This is a genomic window from Chamaesiphon sp. VAR_69_metabat_338, assembly GCF_031423935.1.
GTDB lineage: Bacteria > Cyanobacteriota > Cyanobacteriia > Cyanobacteriales > Chamaesiphonaceae > Chamaesiphon.
Map to the genome: position 1 here is coordinate 1 of NZ_JANPGM010000488.1, position 8,622 is coordinate 8,622.

Annotated in this window: 10 protein-coding genes; 6 read left to right on the plus strand and 4 right to left on the minus strand. The window is 49.6% G+C overall.

Annotated features, from left to right (window positions below; translation table 11 throughout):
* Positions 1-425 precede the first annotated feature (425 nt).
* Together pgl and RMO84_RS13465 are read right to left on the minus strand one after the other, a co-directional pair.
* Positions 426-1,154 carry a 6-phosphogluconolactonase gene (pgl, locus tag RMO84_RS13460; RefSeq protein WP_310488959.1) on the minus strand — a complete coding sequence of 243 codons (729 nt, stop codon included), beginning with the start codon at positions 1,152-1,154 and terminating at the stop codon, positions 426-428.
* A gap of 12 nt (positions 1,155-1,166) precedes the next feature.
* Entirely contained in the window at positions 1,167-1,352 is a 186-nt protein-coding gene (locus RMO84_RS13465) for a hypothetical protein (protein ID WP_310488960.1), read from the minus strand.
* A gap of 41 nt (positions 1,353-1,393) precedes the next feature.
* On the opposite strand from RMO84_RS13465, the gene RMO84_RS13470 reads away from it, so the two are divergent.
* The 3 genes from RMO84_RS13470 (at position 1,394) to RMO84_RS13480 (ending at position 4,530) form a co-directional block, all read left to right on the plus strand.
* The gene (locus RMO84_RS13470; protein ID WP_310488961.1) at positions 1,394-2,128 is read left to right on the plus strand and encodes an HpsJ family protein; all 735 of its coding nucleotides are present in this window, start codon (positions 1,394-1,396) and stop codon (positions 2,126-2,128) included.
* 217 nt (positions 2,129-2,345) lie between these two features.
* Positions 2,346-3,143, plus strand: a complete 798-nt coding sequence (locus RMO84_RS13475; protein WP_310488962.1) for a DUF502 domain-containing protein — start codon at positions 2,346-2,348, stop codon at positions 3,141-3,143.
* Complete coding sequence (locus RMO84_RS13480) at positions 3,097-4,530, plus strand: isochorismate synthase (protein WP_310488963.1); 1,434 nt, start codon at positions 3,097-3,099, stop codon at positions 4,528-4,530. Before RMO84_RS13475 ends, RMO84_RS13480 begins: the two co-directional genes overlap by 47 nt.
* On the opposite strand, the gene RMO84_RS13485 is transcribed toward RMO84_RS13480, so the two are convergent.
* Positions 4,484-5,044, minus strand: coding sequence for a hypothetical protein (locus RMO84_RS13485; protein ID WP_310488964.1), 561 nt, complete (start codon positions 5,042-5,044; stop codon positions 4,484-4,486). The genes RMO84_RS13480 and RMO84_RS13485 overlap by 47 nt on opposite strands.
* Before the next feature lie 434 nt (positions 5,045-5,478).
* Between RMO84_RS13485 and RMO84_RS13490 the strand changes: the two genes are divergently transcribed.
* The 3 genes from RMO84_RS13490 (at position 5,479) to RMO84_RS13500 (ending at position 8,388) form a co-directional block, all read left to right on the plus strand.
* A complete protein-coding gene (locus RMO84_RS13490; RefSeq protein WP_310488965.1) occupies positions 5,479-6,111 on the plus strand; it encodes a response regulator transcription factor in 633 nt (210 codons plus the stop codon).
* Between the two features lie 185 nt (positions 6,112-6,296).
* On the plus strand, positions 6,297-6,479 hold the full coding sequence (locus RMO84_RS13495; RefSeq protein WP_310488966.1) for a hypothetical protein: 183 nt from the start codon (positions 6,297-6,299) through the stop codon (positions 6,477-6,479).
* A 319-nt stretch (positions 6,480-6,798) separates the two neighbouring features.
* The gene (locus RMO84_RS13500) at positions 6,799-8,388 is read left to right on the plus strand and encodes an ATP-binding protein (protein WP_310488967.1); all 1,590 of its coding nucleotides are present in this window, start codon (positions 6,799-6,801) and stop codon (positions 8,386-8,388) included.
* Positions 8,389-8,469: 81 nt separating this feature from the next.
* Here RMO84_RS13500 and RMO84_RS21370 read toward each other — a convergent pair whose 3' ends face one another.
* Positions 8,470-8,622, minus strand: coding sequence for a phage holin family protein (locus RMO84_RS21370; RefSeq protein WP_396135857.1), 153 nt, complete (start codon positions 8,620-8,622; stop codon positions 8,470-8,472).

An 8,622-nucleotide genomic window follows, 5' to 3' on the forward strand; every position in this document is an offset into this window, starting at 1 on the left:
AAATCCGAGGGTGTTCGTGTTTGCAGTTGGACAGACGATCGTTAGCTAGATCTGAGGGTGTTCGTGTTTGCAGTTGGATGGACGATCGTTAGCTAAATCCGAGGGTGTTCGTGGTTGCAGTTGGACAGACGATCGTCAGCGCAAGAAAGTTTTCATGTCAACAGTTGGACAGACGATCGTCAATTAAATCCTCAACAAATTAGATTTTCAGTTTTTCAAAACTCAACCCGCCTAGATTTTAGCAGAATTAGACTAAAGATTTTCAGTATACCGTCTCAATAGGGGTAGCCTACTGCGAAGATCCGCTCTCAAGCTGCTCCTTCAGAGTGCCCATCTTGGCAATATTAAGCACAAAAAATCAAAAAATTAGCTAAAACTTACAGTTTTGCCAGACTATCGGTAGCAGAAATTCGGTATAGATGTGGTCAGCTACTAGGTGCTAATTTTTCCCCCGCAGCGGCATCGAGCAGCCAGAGCAGCTCGCCTTGCGGGACGATGCCCCGCGATGGATAGGTACTGGCATCGCCAGTGGGAGCGAACACTTCAGCCAGCGCGGCTTGCTTGCTCGCACCAGCGATGAGAAAGATCGTACTCCGAGATCGATCGAGCGTGGGATAAGTAAATGTCAGTCGGGGTTGGCCGTCTTTGTCGCCGACAGTTACCGCTCGATCGACGACAGACAAAGCTGCTGTATGGGGGAATAAAGAGGCTGTGTGCCCATCATCGCCCATGCCGAGCAGGATGAGATCGAAAGCCGGGAATTCCCCCGCTGCTAGGCCGAAATGAGTCGCGATCTGCCGCTCGTAATCTGCCGCCGCGAGCTGGGGATCGGCAAAATCCGTCCGCATCGGATGGACATTAGCCGCCGGAATCGTTACCAGATCTAGCCAGACGCGGCGAGTCATCCCATAATTACTATCGGGGTGAGTTGGTGCCACATAGCGTTCGTCACCCCAAAAAATGTGGATTCGCTCCCAGGGTAGATCGGTATGGGCAAGAGCCGCGTACAATGGTTGCGGAGTCGAACCACCAGACAGGGCGATCGCACAAGAGTGCCGCTCGTTGACTGCCGCGCGAATCCGATCGACCATCACAGTCACAGCGGCGTCAATGAGTGCCTGTCGATCGGGATAGATGCTAACTGTCTGGGTCATATGGAGCCAGTCCTAACTAAAACTAAACTGAGTAATTAAATTCAATTCTAGGCCAGAGTCGGTAACGATCGACGGCAATGGAGACGTTAATTTTTGCGCCAAGCGATCGCCATCTCGCCCAAAATCTGATGGGAACTTACCCAAAACAAGATAATCTAGGTTTTTAACTCCTCCACTTGGCACATTCACATCACTCACTGGTCGGAGTGAATATCGTAACTTCCCAATAAATTTAGACTATGCAACCTACCGTTAGTAGTTTTCTAACCCCCCTCGCGCTCAAAACCGCAGGTGCAGTATTAATTTTATCTTCCCTGATCGACCTGCTGTTCATGTTGTGGTTTCCACCAGAAACTTTGGTGTTAGAAGGCAATCGGTGGTGGCTATATGCAACCAGTCAATTAGTCGATCGCGGGCTATTACCATTGGTGGGCATTGCTTTTGTCGTTGCGGGGGATTGGATTAAAATTGTCTCGACCGAAGATGGGGGAGAACTGGGCAATAACTGGAGAATTGGGACTTTTTCGCTGGCGAGTCTATTGGGATTGATCTTTATCCTGATTATTCCGTTCCAGTTAATTACCACCAATGATTTCAAAGCTCAAGATCTGAAAAAGATCGGCGATGAAGCCACTCAAGTCCAACAAGGAATCAAAAGCAATCTCCAACAAATCGATGCCCTGAGCAAGGATAAAGTCAAAGAACAACTCGCGGCGATCGATAAAGAGCTAGCTAGCGGTCAATCGCAAGGCGAGCGGCTGGCCAATCTCCAGCTCAATAAATTATTGCTTACCGAGCCGAAGAAATTCGCCCAAAAGGCCGAGCAAAATTTACAAGTTCAAAAACAAAAACGCGAAGCTCAAGTCAGCACGCGGATGATTCAAACCGGCGTTCGGACTAGTTTGGCTAGTTTCTTGCTCGCAATTGCTTATATTACGATCGGGTGGACGGGTTTGAGACGCGTACTCAAATAGCTAGAGCCGATCCAGTCATCTTCGTTTGGCCGCATTGCGGTGCGGACGACGAAGCTGGAAAGGGGGCGATCTCAACTGGGCTGCCTTGCCAACATCCAACACTGAGCTAGTGGCAAGGCGATCGCGACCGGCCCCTCCCCAGATCGGACAAAGGTTTGTATAGTATGAGTAGAAGCGTGTGAATGTGACCGATCGTCATTAATCAAATCGGAGATTTGTGTTCCAACATTTTAAGCAGGACTTAAAAAACGATTTAATTGCTGGGTTGCTAGTCGTAATTCCATTAGCTACGACCATCTGGCTGTCGATCAATGTGGCCACTTGGGTGGTCAATTTTTTGACTCGCATTCCCAAGCAGATCGATCCCTTCGATGGCTTAGATCCGATTCTAGTCTACTTTTTAAACTTAATCGTCGGTCTGGCGGCACCCTTGCTGATCGTGCTGTTAATTGGGTTGATGGCGCGCAATATTGCGGGCAAGTGGCTCTTGGATGTCGGCGAACGCGTGCTCCAGACCATTCCCTTAGCGGGAGCAGTTTACAAAACACTCAAGCAATTATTAGAAACCCTGCTGCGGGATTCGGGCAACAAATTTCGGCGGGTGGTGCTGGTAGAATATCCACGTCGCGGCATCTGGGCACTAGCCTTTGTCACGGGGACGCTCGATGGTGAAATTCAAGCCCAAATGCCCCAGAAGATGCTCAATCTCTTCATTCCCACTACCCCCAATCCCGCAACTGGCTGGTATGCGGTCGTGGCCGAGCAGGATGTCATGGATTTGACAATGTCGATCGAAGATGCGTTCAAAGTCGTGATTTCGGGTGGAATTGTCAATCCGGGGAATGTGGCCATTGCGGCGTTGAGTCCTAACTCCAACCCCGTCGTTGTGGCTGCCCCCCTGGTGAGTGCCTTGCCCGAACCCATTAGCTCTGAGGAGGACAATTTATCATCATCAACCAGAGTTCGTAATGGATCTTTATCTGAAGATAGCCACCCAGATTCAGAGCTTTTTTAAGGAAGAATCTCGCGATCTCCCTCCGGCAATGGCGGGTAAAGTGTTGCGGGTGGATGTCGCGATCCCGACGATCGCACCGTTAACTTGGTTGGCACGTCAAACTGCCCCAGTCAAAACTTATTGGTGCGACCGGCAAGGTCGGTTTACCATGGCTGGCATCGGTAGTATCGATACGATCTCCGGTGATGTCCCGATCGATTATCCGGTGGTATTCGGGCAATTAAGAGCGAAACTATCCTCGCTATTTCCCAACGTGCGTTACTATGGCGGGATCGGTTTCGATCGCCAGTTGTGGTTGGACTCAAGTTGGCAATTATTTGGTAATTATCGGTTTGTGATGCCCAGATTTGAAATCTGGTCTGATGGCGAGGAGACTTTTTTTAGCTGTAATTTTTTAGGCGATATCCACTCGCCCCAATGGCTGCAAGAGTTAGATACGATCTTAGTAGAGCTGCAACAACTGGATTTTACGCAACTGGCGATCGCCACTGCACCACCCACCCAAATCGGTCGCACCGACAAACCTAATTACAGCCAGTGGCAACATAATGTCAACTTAGCCTTGGCTAAATTTCCCACCCTCCAGCTCGAAAAAATCGTCCTCGCGCGGCAATCGACGCTAACTTTTAGTACCGATTTGCAGCCCCAATTATTGTTACTACTACTCCAGCCGCACAATCCGTCAAGTTATCATTTTTGCTTTCAGATCGATCCGCAGACTGCATTTATTGGCACCTCTCCCGAACGACTTTATCATCGCCAAGATCGACTGCTAAAAACGGAAGCAATTGCGGGCACGCGACCGCGCGGTACAACACCCGAACCCGATCGACTTTTGGGTGCAGAGCTGCACGATTCGCCCAAAGATGTCCGGGAGCATCAATTAGTCGTCAATAATTTACGGACGATCTTAGCCGAACTCTGCCATACCGTCGAGATCGATCGAGCTGCAACCATTCTCAAACTCAACAAAGTCCAACACTTATATACCCAGTGTCGGGGTCTGCTCGCTGCCGATCTTACTGATGCCGAGATCTTACCCCAACTGCATCCGACCCCCGCTGTCGGCGGCTTTCCCCGCCCGCAAGCCTTAGCACTGATCCGCGAGTTAGAACCCTTCGAGCGGGGCTGGTATGCGGCACCTGTCGGTTGGGTCGGCTACGATGATGTTGAGTTTGCCGTCGCCATTCGATCGGGCTTGGTCGATCGCGATCGATTATTATTATTTGCTGGCGCGGGCATTGTTGAAGGGTCGCAAGCGGCGGCAGAATGGACCGAAATCGAAAATAAAATTCGCCATTTCACCGATCTATTTACCGAGCCAACTAATTTAGCTGTAATTAAAGAGCATCGAGCGCAGATCGAGCAATCAGGATCGTCAACTTAGCCCGTTCTAGCTCGGATAATTCCGCCCAAGCTAGCGGTCGGACGATGTTGTCGGGATTCGTCACCCCCGGATCGCAGCGCATGGCATAGGCATAAGGACGTGCCATCACCAGTAAGTCATCAGTCGCCCAATTCACGAGCAATTCTTGCACCGCACCCACCAATCGATCGATTGGTTCGAGCTGACTGGTAGCCGTACTACTAATATTTGCCGCAATCTGCGCCAACCACTCTTGGGGAACTCTCGCGCCAAATTTAGCTGTCAGTGCTGCTAGCGGACTAGCTGTGGTCTGCCAAACCGATTGGATCTGCGCGTAAAAAGAGTGCGATCGCTCGGCGATCTCCCGATCCGACCACTCATCGAGACTAAAATTACCATCGGTGTGGACATAGTAGTCGGCGGTGTCCGGATCCGCCGGATTCCAAGGATATTCAATTGTCGGTGCCGCCAGGAGACCATCGATCAGTTCAGCTTCAGATTGATATTGGCGATCGGATTGAGAGTTGAATGACATGTCTGGTGCTCCTTCCTGGTACGGCGGGGTTTGGTTGTGAGTGTATTAATTAATTTAAGTAACTTGACAACTGCTAGCGGAACTTTTTAGAGATAAAGTCAATCTAGAAGCCATTCAGGTCTGTTAGTGACTACATTTTAACCCGACCTGATTCCGTAAAAGTGTAAAAAAGTCTACGGCGATCGGCATTTTAGCTCTTAGTGTCGATCGTAGCGATCGCCAAATTTTAACAACTCCCTCGATCGATACAGCAGTAAAAAGTTAGCAATCGGCTCACATTTGCTAGCTACAGTGGGTCGCGTTTGCCAAATCGATCGAGTGTGCCGCATCTGCTTAAGCCTAGTTGACCGAATCGCAAGGGTTTAGAGCGAGTGACTTTAGGCAGATAGTTTTTAGAGCCTTTAAACCCAATTCTCAATTCTCAATTAATTTAAATGATTACTCTCCTTCTGGTAGACGACCAAAACTTAATCCGGCAGGGGTTAAAAGCTCTACTGGAACTCGAACCCGATTTATGTGTGGTCGGTGAAGCTGAGAACGGCGCAGTCGCGATCGAAGCGGTGAGAACCCTCGCACCCAATGTCGTCCTGATGGATATTCGGATGCCAGTAATGGATGGCGTCACCGCCACGCGGGAAATTTGTCGGCAATTTCCAGATGTGAATATTCTGATCTTAACGACTTTCGATGATGATACCTATGTCGCCACGGCGATCGAGCATGGAGCCAAAGGTTATCTGCTCAAAGATACGCCATCGGAAGAAATTGCCGCTGCCATCCGTGCGGTCGATCGGGGCTATACGCACTTGGCACCCGGGATGCTCGCTAAAATCATGTCTCGGCAAGCCGAGCCGCACCACACCAATCTCCCGCCCGAACTGGCCGAACTGACGCCGCGCGAACTCGAAGTTTTGAAATTGATCGCCAAAGGTGCCAACAATCGCGAAATTGCCCAGACACTATATATTTCCGAAGGTACGGTCAAAAATCACGTCACCAATCTCCTCAATCGCTTAAATCTCCGAGATCGGACTCAGGCCGCAATCTTTGCCAATACTTATTTCTAACTTTGATGGTAGCTGAAACCAGCAGCATTCTCAGCCATTTAGCTGATTTATTAACGGAATAGACAGATCGAGCGGCAAGGATCGGTATTTAGCCGTAGCGAAAGAGACATTTTGCGTACTGACGCCCGATCGGGGTTCGGTAGAATGTGTGTGCGGTATATACACGGACTCCTTCATATATCCTGATGATTGCTAATTTTTATAAAACTCAGGTCGATCGTAAATGCCCAAAATGTGGCAGTTTATCTATTACTCGCTCCCAGCGGGTCGATTTTACCGAGCGGATGCTCGCTTGGGTGGATGTCTACCCCTACCGCTGCCAAAAGCACACCTGCAAGCATCGCTTTGAAAGTTTTGGCCGTCAATAAGTATTGCCCTCCTGCGACCGATCGCGTTTGCGACAGTGGATGAAGCGAGTGCGACACCGTACTTTTCAGACATAATACCCTCGCTTGAAATCGCGCTGAGACTGACTCAGCGCGATTTCGATTAATATCGCCAACTCTTGCTTGGCTCCAGCAAGGATTGGCAGTGAGTCCAACTGCAGCGAAACTATCTAACACATAAATATTGTAAAACCCTAGTTATTTAATATTTGTTTAATATTTTCCGGTTAGGAATTAAATCAGGAGTTATGCTAGAGAGGTAAGCCGAGCGAGAGTGAGGGATACATCCCTCAAATCAGACATGGAAATAAATAGTCCATCGGCAGTAGTCAATAAAGCAACAGTCACACCTTGCCAGATTGAGGAATTGCATTATCTTTGTTGCGATCGATCCATCCTCCTCGATTTAGTCACAGATGCGATCGTGTTGTGGTCGATCGAAGGCCAGGTCAAATATTGGAATCACAGTGCCGAGCGGATCTATGGCTGGCCAGCCGAAAGAGCAGTCGGCAAGCAGATCGCTGAATTTCTCTATCATCTCGAAGATCCGCAATATCAAGCCGCGATCGCGCGGACACTCGATCGCGGCCAGTGGAGTGGCGAATTTCAGCTATTGACTCGGGAAGGGAAAAGTATTGTCGTCGCCAGTCATTGGTATGCGATCGAGAGCACTGCTGGCACACCGCTGTCGATTTTGACGATCGATACCGATATCACCGAGCACAAACTCCTCGAACGTCAGTTTTTGCACGCCCAACGGCTGGAAAACTTGGGGACGTTAGCTAGTGGCATCGCTCACGATCTCAATAACATTCTCACGCCGATCGTCGCCATTACCGAATTGCTGCCCTTGAAATTGCCCAATCTCGACGAGCGCACCCAGCGATTATTGGCAACATTGGCCGAAAATTCCAAACGCGGCTGCGAGTTAGTCGCCCAAATTCTCACTTTTGCGCGAGGTGGTGTGGGCGAACGTACCATCCTGCAACCGCGCTATTTACTGGTCGAAGCCTTGCAAATTGCCAGACAAACCTTCCCCAAATCGATCGAGATCGGTCTCCAAATTGAGAATACTCATCTGTGGACGCTCTCGGCTGATGCGACCGAACTCCATCAAATTTTGATGAACTTGTGCGTCAACGCTCGCGATGCCATGCCAAATGGCGGTGAATTGACGATTATGGCGGAGAATATCATCCTGACTGATGAATATCGCCAACTCCATCCCGATGCCCTCGGCGGGGCATATGTGGCCATTACCGTTGCCGATACTGGGGTCGGGATCCCACCGGAATTGATAGAGCGCATTTTCGAGCCATTTTTCACGACCAAGCCAATTGGTAAAGGTACTGGCTTGGGACTTTCGACAGTCCGGACGATCGTCAATAATCATCAAGGCTTCGTACATGTCTCCAGTCAGCTCGACCGCGGCACGGAGTTTCGGTGTTATTTACCAGCAATTATCGAGGGGCGTGACGATTTGGATCCAGCGCAAGCTGAATCGAGATTACCGCTGCAAATTGGCAACGGCGAACTGATTTTGATCGTCGATGACGAACCCTCAATTCGCGAAATTCTCGGGACGACGATCGAGTCCTATGGCTATCACAGCCTGACGGCTAGCAACAGCAAACAAGCGATCGAGTTGTTCGCCCAACACCATCACCAGATTCAGACAATTTTATTAGATTACATGATGCCAGATGGCGATCCCCGCGACACGATCGCCCAATTTCACTCGATCGATCCGACTGTCCGCGCGATCGTCATGAGCGGTCTGTGCGCTCATGAAATCGCCGAGCATCATCATGGGGAAACAGTTGTTGCCTTTCTGGCCAAGCCCTTTAGCACTCACGATTTATTGGATACTTTGCATACAGTATTGAATTAGATTTCGAGAATTTAGACCCCCGACTTCTCAAAGAAGTCGGGGTCTGGCGGGGTTCTAGCCGATCGATTCGACTTTTGTAATTTACTTCACAAACCAATTTAACAACGTCGAAACGATCGATAACACGATCGAGCCGGCAATGGCGGGCACGATCCCACCGATTTGAAATCCGGGTACGTACCATGAGACAAACATCAAACACAAGACATTGATCGCTAGCGACGATAATCCCAA

Coding starts and splice junctions, on each gene's coding strand:
- pgl (WP_310488959.1), bottom strand. CDS start 1,154: ATGACCCAGACAGTTAGCATCTATCCCGATCGACAGGCACTCATTGAC.
- RMO84_RS13470 (WP_310488961.1), top strand. CDS start 1,394: ATGCAACCTACCGTTAGTAGTTTTCTAACCCCCCTCGCGCTCAAAACC.
- RMO84_RS13480 (WP_310488963.1), top strand. CDS start 3,097: ATGGATCTTTATCTGAAGATAGCCACCCAGATTCAGAGCTTTTTTAAG.
- RMO84_RS13485 (WP_310488964.1), bottom strand. CDS start 5,044: ATGTCATTCAACTCTCAATCCGATCGCCAATATCAATCTGAAGCTGAA.
- RMO84_RS13490 (WP_310488965.1), top strand. CDS start 5,479: ATGATTACTCTCCTTCTGGTAGACGACCAAAACTTAATCCGGCAGGGG.
- RMO84_RS13495 (WP_310488966.1), top strand. CDS start 6,297: ATGATTGCTAATTTTTATAAAACTCAGGTCGATCGTAAATGCCCAAAA.
- RMO84_RS13500 (WP_310488967.1), top strand. CDS start 6,799: ATGGAAATAAATAGTCCATCGGCAGTAGTCAATAAAGCAACAGTCACA.